General features: G+C 61.6%; 17 protein-coding genes. 9 read left to right on the forward strand and 8 right to left on the reverse strand.

Annotated features, from left to right (window positions below; genetic code table 11):
- Window positions 1-809 precede the first annotated feature (809 nt).
- On the forward strand, window positions 810-1,478 hold the full coding sequence (locus DU505_RS12315; RefSeq protein WP_114479287.1) for a dihydrofolate reductase family protein: 669 nt from the start codon (window positions 810-812) through the stop codon (window positions 1,476-1,478).
- Between the two features lie 117 nt (window positions 1,479-1,595).
- On the opposite strand, the gene iadA is transcribed toward DU505_RS12315, so the two are convergent.
- The 3 genes from iadA to DU505_RS12330 are packed head-to-tail and all read right to left on the reverse strand — an operon-like array spanning window position 1,596 to window position 6,252.
- Window positions 1,596-2,768 (reverse strand): beta-aspartyl-peptidase, encoded by a 1,173-nt coding sequence (gene iadA, locus DU505_RS12320; RefSeq protein ID WP_114479288.1) that lies wholly within the window; start codon window positions 2,766-2,768, stop codon window positions 1,596-1,598.
- The gene (gene cphA / locus DU505_RS12325; RefSeq protein ID WP_114479289.1) at window positions 2,765-5,401 is read right to left on the reverse strand and encodes a cyanophycin synthetase; all 2,637 of its coding nucleotides are present in this window, start codon (window positions 5,399-5,401) and stop codon (window positions 2,765-2,767) included. The genes iadA and cphA overlap by 4 nt, the downstream gene beginning before the upstream one ends.
- A 5-nt stretch (window positions 5,402-5,406) precedes the next feature.
- Window positions 5,407-6,252 (reverse strand): cyanophycinase, encoded by an 846-nt coding sequence (locus DU505_RS12330; RefSeq protein ID WP_114479290.1) that lies wholly within the window; start codon window positions 6,250-6,252, stop codon window positions 5,407-5,409.
- A 352-nt stretch (window positions 6,253-6,604) separates the two neighbouring features.
- On the opposite strand from DU505_RS12330, the gene DU505_RS12335 reads away from it, so the two are divergent.
- Window positions 6,605-7,906, forward strand: a complete 1,302-nt coding sequence (locus tag DU505_RS12335; RefSeq protein WP_114479291.1) for an ATP-grasp domain-containing protein — start codon at window positions 6,605-6,607, stop codon at window positions 7,904-7,906.
- Between the two features lie 59 nt (window positions 7,907-7,965).
- Window positions 7,966-10,008, forward strand: a complete 2,043-nt coding sequence (locus tag DU505_RS12340; RefSeq protein WP_114479292.1) for a CocE/NonD family hydrolase — start codon at window positions 7,966-7,968, stop codon at window positions 10,006-10,008.
- Between the two features lie 617 nt (window positions 10,009-10,625).
- Here DU505_RS12340 and DU505_RS22585 read toward each other — a convergent pair.
- Window positions 10,626-10,790, reverse strand: coding sequence for a hypothetical protein (locus tag DU505_RS22585; protein ID WP_181872812.1), 165 nt, complete (start codon window positions 10,788-10,790; stop codon window positions 10,626-10,628).
- Window positions 10,791-10,797: 7 nt separating this feature from the next.
- Entirely contained in the window at window positions 10,798-11,232 is a 435-nt protein-coding gene (locus DU505_RS12345) for a hypothetical protein (RefSeq protein ID WP_147273076.1), read from the reverse strand.
- A 116-nt stretch (window positions 11,233-11,348) separates the two neighbouring features.
- On the opposite strand from DU505_RS12345, the gene DU505_RS12350 reads away from it, so the two are divergent.
- Window positions 11,349-11,978 (forward strand): glutathione S-transferase family protein, encoded by a 630-nt coding sequence (locus DU505_RS12350; RefSeq protein WP_114479294.1) that lies wholly within the window; start codon window positions 11,349-11,351, stop codon window positions 11,976-11,978.
- 6 nt (window positions 11,979-11,984) lie between these two features.
- On the opposite strand, the gene trhA is transcribed toward DU505_RS12350, so the two are convergent.
- Together trhA and ribA are read right to left on the reverse strand one after the other, a co-directional pair.
- Window positions 11,985-12,656, reverse strand: a complete 672-nt coding sequence (trhA, locus tag DU505_RS12355) for a PAQR family membrane homeostasis protein TrhA (RefSeq protein WP_114479295.1) — start codon at window positions 12,654-12,656, stop codon at window positions 11,985-11,987.
- Window positions 12,657-12,757: 101 nt separating this feature from the next.
- Complete coding sequence (ribA, locus tag DU505_RS12360; RefSeq protein WP_114479296.1) at window positions 12,758-13,393, reverse strand: GTP cyclohydrolase II; 636 nt, start codon at window positions 13,391-13,393, stop codon at window positions 12,758-12,760.
- 185 nt (window positions 13,394-13,578) lie between these two features.
- Between ribA and hemE the strand changes: the two genes are divergently transcribed.
- Together hemE and DU505_RS12370 are read left to right on the forward strand one after the other, a co-directional pair.
- Entirely contained in the window at window positions 13,579-14,661 is a 1,083-nt protein-coding gene (gene hemE, locus DU505_RS12365; RefSeq protein ID WP_114479297.1) for a uroporphyrinogen decarboxylase, read from the forward strand.
- Complete coding sequence (locus DU505_RS12370) at window positions 14,654-15,022, forward strand: VanZ family protein (protein ID WP_114479298.1); 369 nt, start codon at window positions 14,654-14,656, stop codon at window positions 15,020-15,022. The genes hemE and DU505_RS12370 overlap by 8 nt, the downstream gene beginning before the upstream one ends.
- Before the next feature lie 468 nt (window positions 15,023-15,490).
- Here DU505_RS12370 and DU505_RS12375 read toward each other — a convergent pair whose 3' ends face one another.
- Entirely contained in the window at window positions 15,491-16,015 is a 525-nt protein-coding gene (locus DU505_RS12375; protein ID WP_281271459.1) for a peptidylprolyl isomerase, read from the reverse strand.
- A gap of 387 nt (window positions 16,016-16,402) precedes the next feature.
- Between DU505_RS12375 and DU505_RS12380 the strand changes: the two genes are divergently transcribed.
- Genes DU505_RS12380 through DU505_RS12390 form a run of 3 tightly spaced genes read left to right on the forward strand, consistent with a single transcriptional unit; the run spans window position 16,403 to window position 19,457 of the window.
- On the forward strand, window positions 16,403-18,409 hold the full coding sequence (locus DU505_RS12380; RefSeq protein ID WP_114479299.1) for a heme lyase CcmF/NrfE family subunit: 2,007 nt from the start codon (window positions 16,403-16,405) through the stop codon (window positions 18,407-18,409).
- Window positions 18,409-18,987, forward strand: coding sequence for a DsbE family thiol:disulfide interchange protein (locus DU505_RS12385; RefSeq protein ID WP_114479300.1), 579 nt, complete (start codon window positions 18,409-18,411; stop codon window positions 18,985-18,987). Before DU505_RS12380 ends, DU505_RS12385 begins: the two co-directional genes overlap by 1 nt.
- Window positions 18,984-19,457, forward strand: a complete 474-nt coding sequence (locus tag DU505_RS12390) for a cytochrome c-type biogenesis protein (protein WP_114479301.1) — start codon at window positions 18,984-18,986, stop codon at window positions 19,455-19,457. The genes DU505_RS12385 and DU505_RS12390 overlap by 4 nt, the downstream gene beginning before the upstream one ends.
- Window positions 19,458-19,463: the final 6 nt, after the last annotated feature.

Consider the following 19,463-nt stretch of genomic DNA (forward strand, 5'->3'; position numbering starts at 1 on the left):
TAACGAGTCAATCACCGGGGGGCTGCCTAGCCGCTGGAGGAACGGTAGGTCTAACTCAGTTGCATAAGTGGCGCCGAGCCTTGTCAATCGATAGAGCGGCGTGCCTCCGCCGCCTGTCAGCCGAAGTGACGTCATCCCTCTATGCAGCACATCCGCTTGCCTCGGCCTAGATGCTCGTCAACCAGGCGATTCTCACCAACACGGGCATCCAGTCGGCGATACGGCCTCGGCTGATCCAATTGATTTAGGACAGATTGCTTACTCAAGCATAACAGGTTGTTATTTATTGAAATAACGTTGAGCGAAGCTGTCGGATAGGCAAGAATAAAAGGATCTTCACACTTTGGCGTGAAATGGCAAGGGAAGTCATGGCCGCGCTGTAGGAGTATCTTCAGATCACGACTGGAGGCCAAAGGACTCCCGGCGGCGTTACCGATGGTCGCGGTTATTGCCAGCGCGGCAGCCTCCGCCGGGCGCCTATCGGCGCCAGTCGCGATGGGAACCAGCGCTCCAACAAGGAGCGCCTGCGTCGCTGTCGTCGAGCCCCCTTCCGCAATGCAGCCTATGCAGAGCAGGTTCACGCCAAAATGCGATGAACCGAATAAAAACTAGCAACGGCTGGGCTTACCCCACTCTAGTCCACGCAGAGACTACTCTGGCAGTTTGCGATACAAAGAGGCTATGCCGAAGCACGTAGTATGTGTTTCATTCTCGCTGAGGACACTCGTGCGCGAGAGCGTACCGGGCTGTCGATTGCGTGGTGTCTCGCTCGACGACTGGGTGTGAAAGCAAACCAGGAGGATGAGTCGATGCGTAAAGTGATTGTCGGCGCCATGGTTTCACTGGATGGCGTTATGCAGGCGCCCGGTGGGCCGCAGGAAGACCCGACCGGTGGCTTCCGCTACGGCGGCTGGGTCGCACCGCTGGTGGACGAGGTGTTCGGAGAAGAGATGGACAAGCTGTTCCGTCAGCCGTTCGACCTGCTGCTTGGCCGCAAGACGTATGAGATCTTCGCCGCGCACTGGCCGTATGCGGAGGAAGGGCCTGATGATTTCATCGCCAGAACCTTCAATTCGATCAAGAAGTACGTGGCGACCCGAAAGGGCCTGGATTTGACCTGGAAGGAGTCGGTGGCCCTCAGTGACGCGGCATCGGATGTCGCCAGGCTGAAGCAGGAAGACGGGCCGGCGCTTCTCACCCAAGGCAGCACCGCGCTGGTCCAGACGCTGCTGAAGAGCGACCTCGTCGATGAAATCAATACGTTCACGTTCCCCGTCGTGCTAGGGAAGGGCAAGAAGCTGTTCGATGATGGGGTGAAGCCAGCAGCGTTCGAGCTTGCGGCCAGTCGAGTGTCGCCCAACGGCATTGTGATCGCGAAGTATATACGCGAGGGCGCGGTGAAAACGGGGGACTTTGCCATGGACCCGCCAACCGCGGCGGAGGTCGCGCGGCGCGAGAAGGTGAAGCGGGAAGGTTAGCGAGTGATTAGCCAGGGAAGGCAACACCGCGGTTGCCGAAGCGTCGGGCCGGAGCTAAAGCTGTCTCCCACAGCGTATTTCTCTTATGTGATGGCATGGCAGCATCGCTGTCGCGAGCTATTCTGTGTTGCTTACGTCATAAACACATTTCCCCGCCACGAACGTCTGCTGGGGCTGAAGTTCGCTGTCGAGTAGCGTCACATCGGCGTCGAAGCCGATAGCGATACGTCCCTTTGTGGCGTGTAAACCGAGTACCCGGGCCACGTTCGTGGAAATCAGTCCCAAAGCGGCTTCGAGCGGCAGCACACTTTCACGAACGAGGCGTTGCCAATCCGCAATCAGTGTCGTGTTCCTGGCTACCTTCATTCCCAGGTATGTCCCGTTGGCATCGAATTCAGGCAAGCTGCCATTGCAGTCGGAACTCATGGTGATGCGCTCGGGGGGGACGCCGAGCTTCAGTAACCGAGACACCGCATCAAAGGCAGAAAGGCCGTCGCCGGCATCTTCAAAGGCGGTGACATCGACACTTGCGTTGAACGCCAGCGCGTAGTCCGCGGCTTCCTCGAGCAAGGCAGGGTGGCGATTTACATGGGTGGGGATGACTTGGTCGGCGGGAATCTCGGTCTCGGATAGCAATCTGCGTAGCGGTTCCAGTCCTCGCTTACCGTCACCGATATGGAAGTGGCAGATACCCCGCTTGCCGGCCAGCATGGCGCCAACGCGAGTATCACTGACGATCCGTTCGATTTCATCCTGGCGTGGCTGGCTAGAACGATGGTCCGAGATGGCGATCTCACCCAGGCCGATGACTTCAGGAATCCAGGCCAGGTCGCGCTGAATGTCGCCGGTCAGCGTGGGAGGCGGAACGCGATACGCGCCGGTATACATGAAGGCCGATATGCCTTCGGCACCAAGCCCACGTACCTTTGCCAGCAGGTCTGCCGGGGAGCGGCTGATGCTGTCGGTGCCAAGCACACCCACCACTGTGCCAATTCCCATCGCCGCGATGTCCCGGGCTGTAATTTCCGGGCAGCGGGTACCGCAACCGCCTTCGCCCCCGCCTCCGGTGACATGCACATGCTGATCGATGAAGGCGGGAACGGCGATAAGATGACGCGCCTCCACCACCTCGATCGGCCAGCCCTTGGGGAGGTCAAGGTCGCTTCCCAAGGCTGTGATTTTTCCCCCCGCCATGAGGATATCGGTTTGCTCGAGCCGCTCGGGTGAATAAATTGCGCCGACGCGCAACAGCATCATGAGGCCGGGTTTAGATACTTCTTCGGGGCTCATGGTCGGCCACCCGCGTCGCCCGTTGGGGTATCCGGCAGGAACCGGCGCCCCCGCAGGCGCTCGGTGGCGCTATTGATGTCATCGATCAGCAGTACCAAGAGATCGCCCTCCCTGGCCTCATCGAACGCCCTGTCGACGGCGTGACGTTCTTTCATGATTACCTCGACTCGGCAGGTGCCGGGTACGGATTCCGCTCCAGCACGCAATAAGCCGACGGCCTCGCCATCGGGGCGGCCTCGCGGGTCGGTTTCACAAAGCAAGAGGATGTCATGCATGCTGGCAAGCTGGGCTCCCAGGTCATACAGATCCTCGTCACGACGGTTACCCGGGGCGCTGGCCACGCTGATGCGCCGCTGCGCTGGGATTCGGCTCACGAGTTCGCTCAGGGCTTTCAGCGCCGGCACATTATGGGCGTAGTCGATCAACACTTTAATATCGCCGGCGTCGATAAAATTGGTGCGTCCCGGATTCTGCCCCGGCGTCGGGTGGAACGTCTGCAGGCCCAATTGGATATCGGCAATAGTTAGCCCCAGGGCATAGGCCGCAGCGCTGGCGGCAAGGGCATTGGAAATATTGAAACGGGCATGGCCCTCGAAGGTAATAGGGGTATCCACCACCGAAATGATGGAGGCTTCGACATTGCCTTGGCGCATCACGATGCACTCGTCATGAACCGTGAAAGCGATCCCATGGTCTTGCACATGCTGACGGACAGGCTCTGACTCGGGATCCAGGGAAAAGTAGATCACGTCACCTCTGGCCCATTCCCTGCTCGCCAGCACGCGCGGATCGTCGGCATTGAGCACGGCCGTTCCTTTCGGGTGGACCGCGTCGATCACCACGGCCTTGCAGCGTGCCAGCTCATCCAGGGTATGGACGTCGTTCTCCCCCAGGTGATCGCTCTCGATGTTCAGCAGCACCCCGACCTGGCATTCATCGAAGCCCAGCCCGCGACGCATGATTCCGCCTCGTGCGACTTCCAGCACGGCATACTCTACGGTTGGCTCGCGAAGTACGGTCGTGGCCGCCTGTGGCCCGCTGTAATCCCCTCGCATGATGGTATGGTTGTCGATCTCGATGGCGCCAGTGCAGGCCGTGCCGACACTGCGTCCGGCCTGTCGGAGCAAGTGCGAGATCAAACGTACCGTTGTGGTTTTTCCATTGGTACCGGTCACCGCAACGATGGGTATTCGCCCGGTGTCCTCGCTATCGGGAAAAAGCATCTCGATGACGTGCTGACCGACATCCCGGCCCGTGCCATGGGTCGGTGAAATATGCATGCGAAACCCCGGTCCCGCGTTGACTTCGACCACTGCGGCTGACTGTTCATCCAGGGGTATGGTCAGCGTCTCGGCGAGCAGGTCGATGCCGATGATATCCAATCCAATCAGGCGGGCGATGCGCTCTGCCGTGTACTTCACTTCGGGGTGGACATCGTCGGTGACGTCCGTGGCAGTGCCCCCGGTGCTCAGGTTCGCCGTGGACTTAAGATAGATGACTTCGCCATTCGCGATGACACTCTCCAAGGTCAGATTCTGCTGCGCTATCAGCCGATGGGAATGCTCGTCCATCTGAATCTGTGTCAGCAGGTTTTCATGGCCGATACCGCGACGTGGGTCCTGGTTTTCCCTGTCGATCAGCGCCTGCAGCGTCGCTGCACCATCGCCCACCACATGGGCCGGGCGCCGTCTGGCGGCGGCGACGAGCTTGCCATTGACCACTAGCAGCCTGTGATCCTCTCCCTTGACGAAGCTCTCGACCATGACCGTCGAGTTGTGGCGAAAGGCAATGGTGAACGCCTCCCGCAACGCCGGGTCGTCGGTGATGTCCGTGCTGACACCGCGGCCGTGATTGCCGATAAGCGGTTTTACGACAACGGGATAGCCGATATCGAGAGCGGCCTCGAGCGCCTCATCGATCGAATGGCAAATGTGGCCACGCGGTACGGGAATGCCGGCCTCGCCGAGCACTTGCTTGGTCCAGTGCTTGTCATCGGCGATGCCGTGGCTGATCAGGCTCGTGCGGCAAGTCACCGTCGCCTGGATCCGTTGCTGACGGCAGCCGTGCCCCAATTGAACATAGCTGCTGTTTTCATCGAGGCGAGCACAGGGAATCCTTCGGCGCTTGGCGGCATCCACGATCGATGCCGTGGATGGTCCCAGCATATGCGCGTCGCGCACCTGCTTGAGGCGGGCCACCACCGCGGGGATATCGATTGTGTCGCCATTGAAGAGCCGGGCGACGATATCGACGGCTTCCACGCCGGCCGCCAGACCGCAGGCTTCGTCGCGGTAACGATAGACGACGTTATAGATGCCGGTATCGTAGGAATCGACCGTCTTGCCGTAACCCACCGAAAAGCCGATCAGATTCTGCAGTTCGATCGCCACATGCTCTACCACATGGCCGGCCCAGGTGCCCCGCTCGAGTCGTTCGAGAAAACCGCCGGCCCTCCCGACCGAACAGCGATGTTCGTATAGGGTCGGAAGAAGGTCGGTGATGCGCTCTGCGATGCCAGGAACGGTATCGCTCGGTCGCTCCTCGAGCTCACCGATGTCCAGACGCATGAAGATTGCCGGATAGCGGCTGTAGTAATTCGGGCCGCGTAGCGCCCGGTGCTCGAGGATATTCATTGCGCTTACCTCTCCGCCAGGATGGCTTTGAGTTCGTCGGCGACGAGATAGCGTCGTGCATCAATATCGAACCCATGGCCACTGACCATGGCATGCAGGATCATGTTCTCGACGGCGACCGGCTCACCCATGGCCAGTTCCGCGATATTGGAGCTCGCCAGATCCCGGCTATCGATGATGATGACGTGCCCCGGCCCGATGGCTTCCAGGATACGGTTCGGATGAACGATGACAGCAGCATCCTCACCAATGCCGACACCCAGCTGCTCCGGGTTGCTGGCACCCACTTCCATTAGGCGCGTGAATCGCCCCCGCTCGAGAAAGTGGCTGTCGATGATCATCCCGCGAACGAAGCCCAGTCCGAAACTCATGTTGACCGCCCCCTTGCGCAAGGCGTCTGCCGCCGCACCGTTATAGATCATGGTGCCTGGCATGGCTGCGGCGCCGGCGCTAGTTCCTGCCACGACGGCGCCGGCCTTCAAGCGTTCGCGGATGGCTCGAAGTGTGGCTGAGCCGCCAAAAATATTGGTCAGGCGAAGCTGGTCTCCCCCGGTAAAGAAAATCACGCCGCTTCGTTGAATAAGCCGGACATTGTCGGCATCGGCGGCTTGTTGGCGATCCTGGATGTCCAGCGCATGGACCTGGCTTGCCCCCAAACGAGAGAAAGCCGCTTCGTAGCAGGGCAAGAGCTGTTCAGGAATGCTACTGGCCGTGGCGATGATGGCGACTTCGTCACTGTCTTCGGGGGCGAGCTCGAAAACTCGTCGAAGGATGGCGAGTTCGGAGGTCTTGTCCTCGGCACCGCCAATGGCCACGATGTGACCGGAAGCGGTGGGGTAGTGTGAAGTCATATTCCATTCGCCGCCCAGCGGCGCTTTTTGAGGAACGCTGAAACGTTACCGATACCGGCAATGTCGTATCGCGTGATTTTTTAACCCGAGTCTTCACTTATAACAGCTGGAAACCACCCTAGCCAGATTAATAATGGACCCTTGGCCTGACTAAATCCCTCCTGTGGAACAGTGGAGCTCCTGCTCACTTGCGTATTGGCCAAGCGCAGCAACGATAAACCGCTATGCTTCGATAAACGGCCTTCCCCATGCATGGCCCGTAGGTCAGGACGGCAAGCGCCATACCTGCCTGCTACCCGTTGTACCGCGACTGCGAGGACTGTGTCAGCTGAGCTTGCGCCAGGAGGCGATCATGAGCGACCGGAATATTTTTGTTGTCGGGCTGGATGAACACAATCGTAAACGGCTCGAGCATTTACGTGGAGCTGAGAATTACCAGTTTCATGGCGTGATCGAGCCAGAGGAAGTCAATGATACGGAAATATTTCCTATCGAAGACATGCTGTCCAGAGCCGAAACCCAGCTGAAAGAATTTAGAGAGCCTATCGATGCCATCGTTGGCTACATGGATTTTCCAGTCTCGACCATGCTGCCGCTGCTCTGCGAGCGGCTTGGGACGCGTTCTACCAGTCTAGAAAGCTTGCTCAAATGCGAGCACAAGTATTGGAGTCGGCTCGTTCAGCATGAGGTGATGGCCGATTATATCCCTCGCTTTACCGCCTTCGACCCCTTCGACGCCCAGGCACTTCAGCATATAGGTGAGGCGGGACTGTATTTTCCCTTCTTCGTCAAACCCATCAAATCCTCAGGTTCGAGATTGGGATTTCGCATCGAAAGCCCCGAAGACTTCGCCCATGCCGTCGCGCGGTTATGTGAAGGAATCGGGACGATTTCAGAACCGTTCAATTACGTGCTGGAGCACGCCAACCTGCCAGATGACGTACGCTCGGTCGATGGTGGCCACTGCATGGCGGAAGAGATCATCGGCGGTTGGCAATGTACGGTCGAGGGTTACGTGTTCCAAGGAGACGTTGTTCCTTATGGCATTGTCGATTCGATTCGCTATCCGCAAGTCCTGAGCTTTTTCTATTATCGTTATCCGTCCCGCCTGCCTTCTTCCATTCAGGAAAAAATGCAGGAGCTGACTCGCCAAGTCATGGCCCATATCGGCTATGACAATGCTGCTTTCAACATCGAATATTTCTGGGACGAAGTGCAAGATCGCATCTGGCTGCTGGAGATCAATACCCGCATTGCACAGTCGCATTGCGATCTGTTCGAAAAGGTCGATGGAATCAGCCATCAGCAAGTGACGGTAGATCTGGCTCTTGGGCAGTTGCCAGACATGCCTTACCGTCAAGGGGCATTCAAGGTCGCAGCGAAATTCTTCTATCGGGTATTCTTTGTCGATGCCACCGTCAGCCAAGTACCGAGTGCCGAGGAGATCGAGACACTGCAGCAAGCCTTTCCCGGCACCATGATCACGGTACAGGTCGAGATCGGTATGCGCTTGTCATCTCTGCCCGAGCAAGACAGCTACAGCTACGCCCTGGCTTACGTGTGGATGGGTGCAGACGACGATCTCGCACTGGAAGAGAACTACGCACGCCTTGCCGAGCAGCTTAATTTTGCGTTCGAGGACATCGTCGGCTGACGTGTTCTCGTCGTGGCAATGAATGTAAGAAACCCAATTACGAAAATGGGAGCAGGGTCATGCATATCGTCAACGATTTTCCCCGCGACGTGCAGGAGGAGGAAGGTTGGATCACGCTGGCCGATGGCTGCCGGCTGGGCATACGCATCTGGCGCCCGGTGGATGCCGAGAGTGATCCGGTACCGGCAATCCTCGAATACCTGCCTTATCGCAAACGAGACCTGACGGCGATGCGTGACGCTCAGACGCACGCTTATTGGGCCGGCCACGGCTACGCCGGGGTTCGTGTAGACATCCGTGGCAGTGGCGAATCGGACGGCGTGCTGACCGACGAATACCTGCAGCAGGAACTGGACGATGGCGTCGAAATCCTGCACTGGCTGGGTCAGCAATCCTGGTGTACCGGTGATGTCGGCATGATCGGCATCTCCTGGGGCGGGTTCAACGGCCTGCAAATTGCGGCACTGCAGCCGCCCGAGCTGAAGGCCGTCATCACGCTGTGCTCGACCGACGATCGCTACGCCGATGATGTCCACCACATGGGTGGCTGCCTGCTTGGCGACAACCTGTCATGGGCCTCGACCATGTTCGATGGCAATACCTGCCCACCCGACCCGCTGTTGGTTGGTGAGCGTTGGCGGGACATGTGGCTGGAGCGCCTTGAGCATAGTGGGCTCTGGCTGGCTACCTGGCTGCAGCATCAGCGTCGCGACGACTACTGGAAGCATGGCTCGGTTTGCGAGGACTTCTCACGCATTCGCTGCCCCGTCTATGCCATCAGCGGCTGGGCAGACGGATATTGCAACGCCGTGTTTCGGTTGCTCGCGGGGCTCGACGTGCCACGCAAGGGCCTGGTTGGCCCTTGGGCGCACATGTATCCCTATCATGGTGTTCCGGGGCCGGCCATCGGTTTTTTGCAGGAATCACTACGCTGGTGGGACTATTGGTTGAAGGGCAAAGAAACGGGCATCATGGACGAGCCGATGCTGCGTGTATGGATGCAGGAATCGGTTCCGCCGTCGGCCCGCTACGAGGTACGACCGGGGCGCTGGGTTGCCGAACCGAGCTGGCCATCACCGCGGATCGAATCGAAGCACTTCCGTTTCACCAGTGGTCATGACCTGCTGCCGGCCCCCCAGAGTCCCACGGCTTGCGTATCGGGCGACGATGTTCCTCTTTCCGTTCGTTCGCCGCTATCGGTAGGGCTGTATGCTGGCAAGTGGTGTTCCTACAATGCCCCGCCGGACCTGCCTCACGATCAACGCGACGAGGACGGCGGCTCGCTGATATTCCAGACGGCACGGCTCGAACAGGACATCGAGATTTGCGGACAACCCGTTGTCGAGCTCGAGATCGAAGCCGATCAGCCGGTGGCGATGGTGGCGCTACGGCTCAGCGATATTGCCGATGACGATAAGGCGACCCGGATTTCCTATGGCCTGCTGAACCTGACCCACCGTGACAGTGACGAATTTCCCCAGCCTCTGGAGCCCGGCAAGCGTTATCACGTGCGCGTTCCGCTTAAACACATCGCGCATAATTTTCCCGTGGGCAACGCTATACGCCTCTCGCTTTCGACCAGTTACTGGCCGCTGGCCTGGCCGTCGCCAGTTCCCGTCAAGTTGACGGTGCACCCTGTCGGCTGCCGATTGATCCTGCCATGCCGCGAGCCCCAGCCTCGGGAAGAAGAGGCACTGCCCCAATTTAGCCCGCCGGAGGCAGCACCGCCCCTGGCGGTTACCGTGATACAGCCGAGCCAGGAGGCGTGGCGAGTGATACGTGACCTGGCCAATGACCAGACGACACTCGAAGTCATCAATGACCAAGGTACCTTTCGTCTCGATGACATCGAGCTGGAACTCTCGGCACGGGTCGTCGAGCGCTATACTTATGCCTACGGCAATTACGACAGCCTGAGCGGCTGGACCGAGTGGGAGCGTACTTTCCGACGCGGCGGCTGGGAAGTGCGCAGTGTGACGCGTACATTGATGACGTCCAACGCAGCAAGTTTTCGGCTGCGTGCCACGATGGATGCCTTTGAGGGTGATAGCCGGGTTTTCTCTAAGAGTTGGGATGAGGAAATCCCGCGCGACCTTGTTTGAGTGCTGGAGTGCTGCGAACAGTTAACGTTTTTTCGAGAGGATAGGTAACGTTTTTCATGAGAGGGGGCGCTGCCCCCCTGAGCAGGGGCCGTTGTTGCGCAATTCAATCCAAGAAAAAGCCCGGCCGCGGGGGCCGGGCGAATCTTTGACGCTTCCTTATCAACCTATCTTGGGAATCCTTCCCAAGCCTCCTTGGTTTCTGAGCGTTCCGTCGCTCGGCCTTCCATGTTGGGCTTTCCCTTGCCCTGTACATACAAAGTAGCAGCCAAGAGCCGATACCGAATTAACCTGTGATATAAAATCATGTAAGAAATCGTCGATTTAATGCTACGAATGGTTAGCGCCGAGGTCAGCCAGATACGGGAAACGAAAAAGCCCGGCCTTTCGGCCGGGCTGGATCTTCGCTTCCTTACATCCACCTCGGGCATCCTTCCGCCCCGAGCATCCCTGGATAGTCGAGTCTTCCTGACCCGGTCGTCCCTGGCTGAGCCTCCGTGCTCAGTACGCCTTCACTGTGCCAACTGTGTCGGCCCTCCGACGTTAACCTGCGGCAAGTAGCGTGTAAGACATTGCCGATAGAATTTGTAGGAAATAGCCTACAAGGGCCTCGTTTCAGCTTACTCGGCCCCGGTGCGTCCCAGTGGCTCTCCTATCGGCTGCGGGTGGGCGCGCAGCAGCCAGGAGGCGGCCGCTACGCCGGCCAGGCCGAAGAGGGCGCCGGGCAGGGCGCCGAGGATAGTCACCCCCCTGTCGACTCGGCGGCGCTCCAGCAGGCGGCGCATGGGCCCTTCACAGGTCAGAACGACGCCGACCTGCACCAACATCACGCCGACCAGGGCAGGGTGGGCGGAAGCAGGTTGCTGGACACGCCGAATTCACCATCGACCATGGCGACGGGTAGCCGGAAGCCACGGCGGCTGCCAGCCACAGCAGCCCGAACAGCAGCAGGGCGAGGCCGCAGCCCAGGCCGGAGAAGCAGCCGCGCTTCCAGGCGATGCCGAGCTGCTGCGGCAACAGCAAGACGAGAATGGCATTGAGCCAGCCGAGCAGGCGCCCCCCGGTGTAGGCGGCGACGATGACGAACGCCACCAGCACTGCCAGGTAGGTCACAGTGGGGCGCGCCCGGCCTGCCCACCAGTGCAGCTGGCGATGGTCCTGTTCCAGTCGGCGCTGGGCACCGTCGGCACTGACCGCGGCCGAGACGAACACGAACAAGGGGGACACCTGCAATACCCAGGTGAGTACGCGGGCGCCCGTCCACACAGTCGTACAGTTCCCCGGCGTCGGCTACGCTGTTAGCGTCATGCTGTCGGCCTCTCACCAGTAAAAGGAGTTTCTTGATGATCACGCTGTATGGCTTCCCCAATTCCCGTTCGCTACGGGCGGTCTGGGTGCTTGAAGAACTGGGGGTCGAGTATGACTACCGCCATGTCGATATGATGGCTGGCGAGGGGCAGGGCGAAGCGCACCTGGCACGGCATCCCGACGGCAAGGTGCCGGTGCTGGAGGAGGGCGAGCTGACGCTGTTCGAGTCCACGGCAATCTGTCGCTACCTGGCCGAACGTCATGGCGAACCGGATGGCCTGCTGCCGGCCTCGATCGAGGGGCGGGCCCGGGTCGATCAGTGGATGAGCTTCGTGGTCAGCGAGCTGGAGCAGCCGCTATGGACCCAGGCCAAGCACAAGTTCGCCCTGCCGCAGGAGCAGCGGGTGCCGGCGGTACTGCCGACCGCGGCCTGGGAGTTCCAGCGGGCGCTGGGTGCGGTGCAGCGTCGCTTCGACGGAGAGGGCTGGCTGGCCGGAGATCGGTTCAGCGTGGCGGATGTGCTGCTGGCCCACACCCTGAGCTGGGGCGTGCAGTTCAAGCACCGCCTGCCGGAAGCGCTCAACGACTATCGCAAGCGCTGCATGTCGCGCCCGGCCCTGGCCAGAGCCATCGAGCGCGATAAGCCGGTGGCCGAGACGCGCTGAGTATCCTCAGACCCCGAACGGCAGCACCGCGGCGTACACCGCAAAATAGTGACAGGTGCTGCCGCCGAGCACGAACAGGTGCCAGATGGCGTGGTTGAAGGGGATCGCACTGATGGCGAAGAAGATCACGCCGAGGGTGTAAGTGATACCGCCGGCTGCGAGCAGGGCGATGCCGGCGGTCGGCAGGCTGGCGCTCATCTCGCCGCTGGCGAAGACGATCAGCCAGCCCATGACCAGGTAGATCGTCACCCGCAGTACGGTGAAGCGGTGGGGCCAGGTGAGCTTGCAGGCAATCCCGGCCAGCGCCAGGCCCCAGACGATGGCGAACAGCGTCCATCCGGTGGTGCCACGCATGTTGACCAGCAGGAAGGGCGTATAGGTACCCGCGATCAGCAGGTAGATGGCACAGTGATCCAGGTGCTGGAACACGCGCTTGAGTCGCGGATGGCGAACGCCATGGTAGAGGGTCGAGGCGGTATAGAGCAGCACCAGGGTGACCCCATACAGGCTGATGCCGACGATCTTCCACGGGTCGACGTGGGCGGCCAGGCTGGCCAGCACGATCAGCACCACGACACCGACGACGCTCAGCACCGCGCCGATACCGTGGCTGATGCTGTTGAGCCACTCCTCGATGGCGCTGTGGTGGTGCTTACCCCGCGGCAGGGAGGGGGGCATGGCTCGAGGAGTGGTTCGAGGAATGGTGCGAGGCTTGGGCGAAGGCGCGGAATGTGGCATCGGCATGTCTCTGTCAGGAGGGCCCGATGCCGGCCAGCGGCTCAGGGCTTGCGTTCGATATCCACGTCGCTGGCTTGGGTGAAATCGCCCAATGCCATCATGTGGCCGAGCTTGCCGGCCTTGGTCGACAGATAGTGCTCGTTATGAGGATTGAGACCGGTGGTAAGGGGAACTCGTTCCGTAACGATGACGCCGGCCTTGGTCAGGGCATCCACCTTGCGCGGGTTGTTGGTCATCAGTCGCAGGCCCTGGATGCCCAGGTGATCGAGCATGGGCACGCAGAGATCGTAGCGGCGCATGTCGGCACCGAAGCCCAGCTGTTCGTTGGCTTCTACGGTATCGGCACCCTGATCCTGAAGGTGGTAGGCGCGAATCTTGTTGAGCAGGCCGATGCCGCGCCCTTCCTGGCGCAGGTAGAAAAGCACGCCGCGCCCCTCGTCGGCGATGCGCTTCAGCGCTTCTTGAAGCTGGTAGCCGCAGTCGCAGCGCATCGAGAACAGGGCGTCCCCGGTCAGGCATTCGGAGTGAACCCGCCCCAGCACAGGCTTGCCATCGGCCACGTCACCCAGCGTCAGGGCGATGTGATCCTTGCCGGTGGCGTCGTCCTCGAAGCCGTGCATGGTGAAGGTGGCCCAGGGTGTGGGCAGCCGGGAGGCGGCGATGAATCGAATCGTCACGGGGTACCTCGGTGAAAGACCACGGCGATGCCGGAAGTGAATCCAGCATTCTAGCAGGAACGCCGCCGAGGCTCACGATTGAGCGACTGGCCGAATCGCGTTCCGTCTTTCCCTTGGCCTCGGTCAAGCCCTGCGCAAAATCATGCGCTACAATGGCCCGACATTTCCTGTGGATGACTGCCTGCATGGAACTCAAGAACGATCGTTTTCTGCGCGCCCTGGCGCGCCAGCCGGTGGATCGTACGCCGGTATGGATGATGCGCCAGGCCGGTCGCTACCTGCCCGAGTATCGTGCCACCCGGGCCGTTGCCGGCGACTTCATGGACCTGTGTCGCAACCAGGAGCTGGCCTGTGAGGTGACGCTGCAGCCGCTGGAGCGCTATCCGCTGGATGCCGCCATCCTGTTCTCGGATATCCTCACCATTCCCGATGCCATGGGACTGGGGCTCTACTTCGAGACCGGTGAGGGGCCGAAATTCCGCAAGCCGGTGCGGACTACGGCCGACGTGGAAGCGCTGAAGGCGCCGGATGCCGAGCGCGACCTGGATTACGTGATGCGCGCGGTCTCTACCATTCGCCGCGAACTCAACGGCCGCGTACCGCTGATCGGCTTCTCCGGCAGCCCCTGGACGCTGGCCACCTACATGGTCGAAGGTAGCTCGAGCAAGGACTTCCGCCATGTGAAGACCATGCTCTACGCCAATCCCGATGCCATGCACCAGCTGCTCGATACTCTGGCCTATGCGGTCACCGATTACCTGAACGCCCAGATTCGGGCCGGTGCCCAGGCGGTGCAGATCTTCGACACCTGGGGCGGGGTGCTCTCCACGCCGGCCTACCTGGAGTTCTCGCTGCGCTACATGGAGCAGATCGTCGCCGGCCTGATCCGCGAACACGAGGGCCGGCGCGTACCGGTGATCCTGTTCACCAAGAACGGTGGCCAGTGGCTCGAGGATATCGCCCTTGCCGGGCCGGATGCCGTGGGCATCGACTGGACCACGGAGCTTTCCGACGCCCGCGCCCGGGTCGGTCACAAGGTCGCGCTGCAGGGTAATCTGGACCCCAACGTGCTGTTCGCCCGCCCGGCGGCCATTCGCGCCGAGGTGGGGCGGATACTCGACAGTTACGGGCACGGGCCGGGGCATATCTTCAACCTGGGCCACGGTATCAGCCAGTTCACCGATCCGGATAACGTCACCGCCTTCATGGATGCGCTGAACGAGCTGAGCCCGCAGTATCACCGCACCATCCAGTACCAGAATGCCTGACAGAAGCACGCTGCAAACCTGGCATGACCGGCACCGCCTTTGGGCGGTGCTGGCCATTCTGGCGGCCATTGTCATTGCCATCGGCAGCCTGACCCCGGGCAGCGAGATGCCCAGGACCCTGCCCTGGGACAAGTTGAACCATTTCGTCGGCTATGCGGGCCTGGCGGGCCTGGTTGGGTTGGCCGGGCTGCCGCTGGTGCGCACCTTCGTTTTCGTGGTGCTTTTCGGCATCTGCATCGAATACCTGCAAGTACCGGTGCCCGGCCGCAGCGGCGGGGACTGGTGGGATATCCTGGCCAACAGCCTTGGCGCGGCCACTGCCGTGCTGGTATTGCATGCGTTTCGCAAAAGGTTTACCTGATTACTCACCTTGATCAGCCATCGGGCCAATCTTGAGCCACACTGAAAGAGGCCTCAGCCGAGGCGCCTGACGGCGCCAGTCGCGATGCGGAGTCGGAGCGCCGAACCGAACGCTCCGACAGCGATTCTATCCACCAACGGTGCCACGACGCTGTCGGAGGAAGCTTTAGCTCACGACTGGAGGCCGCAGGCCTCCCGACGGTGTTGCCGGTATTCGCGACGACAACCAACTTTCAGCCTCCGCCGAGGCGCCTGACGGCGCCTGACGGCGCCAGTCGCGATGCAGAGCAGCGCTCCGACAGCGATTCTATCCACCAACGGTGCCACGAAGCTGTCGGAGGAAGCTTCAGCTTCGGTCCGAGGCTTCATAAAAACACCGGCCTAGGCTTGTAGCACTGATACGCAACGGCGCCCCGTCACCGCAAGGTGACGGGGCGCCGTCGTTTTCAGCCTGGCAATCGTTTCATGGCTAGCGCAGCTCGGCACGCTCGATAATCACCGGCTCGGTGGGGACGTCCTGGAACGGCCCCCGGGTGGTGGTGGGTACCGCTCGAATGGTGTCCACCACATCCATGCCGTCCACTACCTGGCCGAACACCGCATAGCCCCAGGCCTGGCCGGAGTGGGTGCCCTGGTGATCGAGGAAGGCGTTGTCGGACACATTGATGAAGAACTGGGCGGTGGCCGAATGCGGGGCACCGGTACGCGCCATGGCCAGGGTGCCGCGCTCGTTCTTCAGGCCATTGTCGGCCTCGTTGGTGATCGGATCCCGGGTGGACTTCTGGCGGAAGTCTTCGTCGAAACCGCCACCCTGGATCATGAAGCCGTCGATCACGCGGTGGAAGACGGTGCCGTCGTAGTGGCCGTCCTGCAGGTAGGTCAGGAAGTTGTTGACGCTTTCGGGGGCCTCTTTCTGGAACAGCTCAATGGCGATCTCGCCGTGGTTGGTATGCAGGATGACATCGGCGTCGGTCGCATCGGCCTGGGCGGCCAGCGGCAGGGTGCCGGCGACGAGAAGGGTCAACAGAGTTCGTTTCAGCACGGAGGGACTCCTGTTTGCAGCAAGAAGAGACGTTGTGGTCGTTGTGAATGTGCCTAGCTTACGGTCTGAACGGCCCCGATGTCAGGCTTTCGATGCATGAGGCGGCGGCGCGACATCCCGCCACGCTGGATTGTTTGACGTGGGTCACAAGTGACCGGAGTAAAGAAGTACGCAGTATGGCTTTTATGCGCCGATCGCCGGACCATTCGGTTATGCGGGTCGGGGCACCTTCCGCTGATCTCTTCCAAGCCGTGATGCCTCGCCCATGAATATCCAGATAGTGACCGGCAGGCAGGGTAATCCTCTCCGAGCCGGGGATAGGCAGGAGGTAGCCAACCCATGGTGGCGGAACTCGGAAACTTCGCACTGATACTGGCGCTATGCCTGGCGGTGGTCCAGAGCGTATTGCCCCTGCTGGGCACGTACTTCGACAATGCCCGCCTGATGCGCACGGGACGCTTCCTGGCTACCGGGCAGTTCGTCTTCCTGTCGCTCTCCCTGGCGGTGCTGGTCTGGGCCTTCGTAGTGAGCGACTTCTCGGTGCGCTATGTGGCCAGCCACTCTAGCCTCAGCCAGCCGACGATCTACAAGGTCACGGCCGTCTGGGGTGGCCATGAAGGGTCGCTGCTGCTGTGGGTGTGGCTGCTGGCTGCCTGGGGTGTTGCCGTGGCGATCTTCAGCCGGTCGCTGCCTCGGGAAATGCTGGCGCGGGTGCTGGCCGTGATGGGCATGGTCTCGATCGGCTTCCTCGCCTTCACCGTGTTCACCTCCAACCCCTTCGAGCGCATCGTCCCGGGGCCCATGGATGGGCGCGGCATGAACCCGCTGCTGCAGGACCCGGGCATGATCCTGCATCCGCCGTTGCTCTACATGGGCTATGTGGGTACGGCGGTGGTCTTCGCCTTTGCCATGGCGGCCCTGATCGGCGGCCGGCTCGATGCCGCCTGGGCACGCTGGTCACGCCCCTGGACCACGGTGTCCTGGGTCTTTCTCACACTGGGGATCGCTGTCGGCTCCTGGTGGGCCTACTACGAGCTGGGCTGGGGCGGCTGGTGGTTCTGGGATCCGGTGGAGAATGCCTCCTTCCTGCCTTGGCTGACCGCCACCGCACTGATCCACTCGCTGGCGGTAACGGAGAAGCGTGGCGGCTTCAAGGTCTGGACGCTGATGCTGGCGATCCTCACCTTTGCCCTGACCGTGCTGGGAGCCTTTATCGTACGTTCGGGGGTCATCACCTCGGTCCACGCCTTCGCCACCGACCCGGAGCGCGGCGTATTTCTCCTCGGCATGCTCACCATCACCCTGCTCGGTTCGCTGACCGTCTACGCCTGGCGGGCACCCAAGGTGGGGCTTGGCGGCTCCTTCGCCTGGTACTCCCGCGAATCGCTGATGATGGCCAACAATGTGCTGTTGGCAGTGGCCTGCGCCGCCGTGTTTATCGGCACCCTCTATCCGCTGGCGCTGGACGCCTTCGGCCTGGGCAAGATCTCGGTGGGGCCTCCCTACTTCGATGCCGTGTTCACCCCGGTGATGCTGCCGTTGCTGTTCCTGATCGGCCTCGGCCCCGCGGTGATGTGGAAACAGGCCAACCCCAGCGATACTTTCCGCCAGCTGCGCTGGGCTCTGCTGGTGAGCGTCATCGCCGGTGGGCTCTGGCCGCTTACCATGGGCGCCTGGCGGCCGCTCACCGCTCTGTCGCTGATGCTCGCCAGCTGGATCGTCCTTACCGCGCTGCTAGATATCCACAAGCGCATGGGGTCGTCACGGCAACCCTTTCCCGCACGGCTGCGCAAGGTCATGCGGCCGAGTTTCATGGGCATGCACCTGGCCCATGTGGGGCTGGCGCTGATCGTAGTGGCCATCGCCATGGTCAACACCTACGAGGTCGAGCGCGACGTGCGCATGCAGCCGGGCCAGACCGAATCGGCGGCCGGGTTCGACTTCACCCTGCTGCGCATGGAAACGGTGCGCGGCCCCAACTGGGATGCGGACCAGGCGGTTGTCAATGTGACCCGTGACGGCCGCCCCGTGGCGACCCTGATGCCCCAGCGCCGCTACTACGACACTCAGCCCGGCAACCCCATGAACCAGGCCTCGCTCAATCGTTCGGCGACCCGCGATGTCTATGTTTCCCTGGGGGAGCGCCTGGTGGGCGACGCCTGGAGCTTCCGTCTCTATTACAAGCCCTACATGTTCTGGATGTGGTCCGGCGCCATCCTGCTCTCCCTGGGCGGGTTATTGGCGGCCTGCGACCGGCGCTACCGGCTGGCACGCAATCGCGCCGTCGATAGCCGGCGCGGCGCCGGCGCCCAGGGCAATGCCCCCACTCGGGAGGTGACCACCTGATGAATCTGCGTCTCTTGATCCCGCTCATAGCCACATCGGCCCTGCTCGGCCTGCTGTTCATCGGCCTGGGCATGAACTCCCGCGACCTGCCATCGCCGCTGGTGGGCAAGCCGGCGCCGGCCTTCGAGCTCGAAGCGCTGGAAGATGCCGGGCAGCTTCTTACTGAGCAGGATTTCATCGGCGAGGTGGCGCTGGTCAACGTCTGGGCCACCTGGTGCAGCACCTGCCGAGCCGAGAAGCCGCTGCTCATGGAGCTGGCCGCCGGCGGTATTCCCATTCATGCCTTCAACTATCGCGACGAGCGCGATGCGGCGCTGCGCTACCTCAGCGTCAGCGACAATCCCTATCGAACCATTGCCTACGACCCCCGCGGCGATGCCGGTATCGACTGGGGCGTCTACGCCACGCCGGAGACCTATGTGCTCGATGCCGAAGGTGTGATCCGCTACAAGCGCATCGGGCCGCTCAGCCGACAGCTGCTGCTCGACGAGGTGCTGCCCCTGGTTGAAAAACTGAGAGCGGAAAAGCTGAGGGCCGAGCAGCGGGCAAGTGACAGCAGGAGGGTGGCGCAGTCATGAAGCGATCCCTATTCCTGAGTCTGCTTGGCTTGCCGCTCTGGCTGGCGGCGGGCCTTGCCATGGCGCTGGCCATCGGCCAGCCGATCGACTTCGAAAGCGAGGCCCAGAAGCGCCAGTACGACACCCTGGTGCGCGAGCTGCGCTGCACCGTGTGCCAGAGCGAGACCATTCACGAGTCCAACGCCGAGCTTGCCGCCGACATGCGCCGTCGGGTCTATGAGATGACCCTGGCCGGCCACGATGGCGATGCCATCGTCGACTTCATGGTGCAGCGCTATGGCGATTACGTGCGCTATCGGCCGCCCCTGCAGGCCAACACCGCCCTGCTGTGGGCCAGCCCCTTCCTGCTGCTGCTGGTCGGGGGCATCGCCTGGTGGCGAATGATAGTGGGGCGCAAGCGCATGGCGCAGCGCCCGGAATTCACCGAACAGGAGCGCGCGACGCTGCAACGCATGCGCAGCGGCGAGTGAACCCCG

The organism is Billgrantia montanilacus (assembly GCF_003336675.1).
Lineage (GTDB): Bacteria > Pseudomonadota > Gammaproteobacteria > Pseudomonadales > Halomonadaceae > Halomonas > Halomonas montanilacus.